Here is a 1,598-nt window from a genome sequence, read left to right on the forward strand (position 1 = left end):
CCTAAAATCCGCAACTATCATCCAATACACGATTAAGGGTAGATTTATGAGTCGTTAGTAGTAGCTTTCAGTAAAAAGCAACAGCACAACATCAATATGTAGCCAACATCCCCTTACCCCACGATGCGACTTGAGGAAATACGCAGATTCTAACCGGAAAGAAAGGATTCTTATCCGAATTCTGTTTTGAAGGGTTTTGCATAAGCGCGGTTCTCTGTGTAGATATTCAGCACGTATTGCCTTGCAGTCATGATCCACTTGGCAGGTACGGAGATGAATCTGAAGACAAAAGCCTTTATGCGACTCGTTTTCTTGAGCCCAAAAGCCTTGGTGTCAAGCCTGCTCATGATGGTCTTGTAGAAATTGTGTATCAATGCAGTAAGCAGAAGAAAGACAGTATTCTCCGCCATGAATGACTTGGGGAGCCTGCTCCAACCGAATCCGTTGTTCATGTCGTCAAAGATACGTTCCTTGCCGCCACGCAGATTGTAGAATTCAACAATGTCCCTTGTCGATGACTTGTAATCGTTGGTCAGAATACAACGGTAAGTGTATTCGCCTTCCCATAGGTCAAGGTCGCCACTGTTGCGTCTTTGTCTCTGGATGACAAGACGATAGCACTTGCCTTCCCATTTCTCAACGAGAATGGAATTGAGTTCGAACTGGATGCCGTTAATCTCCTCCGTCTTCCATCCTCTCAGAGCAAAGATGTCATTGTAGAGCGAACTGCATCGGTTGGCACGGATGTAGAAATGTTTGCAATGCTTCTCTATCTCACTGACGATTTCCTTCGAGCAGGAACCGCAGTCTGCCCTGAAGCGATTTACACGGATGTTCTGGGATTCCAGAAGAGCGAAGAATCTCTTATGGGTGTCTGCCTGATGAAAACGCACATTCGTGTTGCCATCGCTGTTCTCGATATAGACTATCTTGTCACCGATAACATATACGCCAGGCCTGTAGCCGAGGAACTTTTTGTAGGTCGGTTTTGCATCATACTTCTCCGTTTCAAGAAACTGATGGTCAAAGTCAACATCGTATTCCTCAATTTCCTTCAACTCGCCTGTAGAAACCAAAGCGTTTATAAGCAATGTGTTGAGTTTGTCTGCAGTATTGAAATCATAGGTCTTGCCTTGGTCGGAAGTATAGGAGATGTTTTCCTGTGTCAGTTCCTTGATGGCTCTGAGGATGGTATCAGAGCTGCATGTACGAAGGGTAGGATGATACGAGAGATGGCGCATCAGTTGTGACGTTACGTCTTCCACGCATGAGCCGCCACAGAAATAAACGCTCATCAGCGAACGGACTATCTCGCTGAACTGATATCCGATGATACTGCGGCATCTCTGACCCAGTGTTGAGTCGATAACGGGTGAAAGCATGGAGTCAAATTTCTCCATGATTGAAAAAATTCCTCCAAAAGGTGTGAGTTTCTCAGATTTTATTTGTACCTTTGCCATGCCTTGTTACGATTTTCGCTTGTTTTCTAATTGCAACACTAAGATAAGTGAAAAATCTGACACGGCAAAATCCTGGGCAACTTTTTGTTGCTCAGGTACTTAAAAAGTTATATTTATAATAGTGTTGCGGAATTAAGG

Annotated in this window: 1 protein-coding gene; it reads right to left on the reverse strand. The window is 44.2% G+C overall.

Annotated elements, in window-relative coordinates:
* Nucleotides 1-170: 170 nt before the first annotated feature.
* Entirely contained in the window at nt 171-1,460 is a 1,290-nt protein-coding gene (locus tag HMPREF9446_RS11575; protein WP_005815306.1) for an IS1380-like element IS612 family transposase, read from the reverse strand.
* Between the last annotated feature and the right edge of the window lie 138 nt (nt 1,461-1,598).

Source organism: Bacteroides fluxus YIT 12057 (assembly GCF_000195635.1).
In the GTDB taxonomy this organism is placed as follows: Bacteria; Bacteroidota; Bacteroidia; order Bacteroidales; family Bacteroidaceae; genus Bacteroides; species Bacteroides fluxus.

Excerpts from the sequence above, each read along its gene's own strand:
- HMPREF9446_RS11575 (WP_005815306.1), bottom strand. The coding sequence starts at position 1,460 with ATGGCAAAGGTACAAATAAAATCTGAGAAACTCACACCTTTTGGAGGA.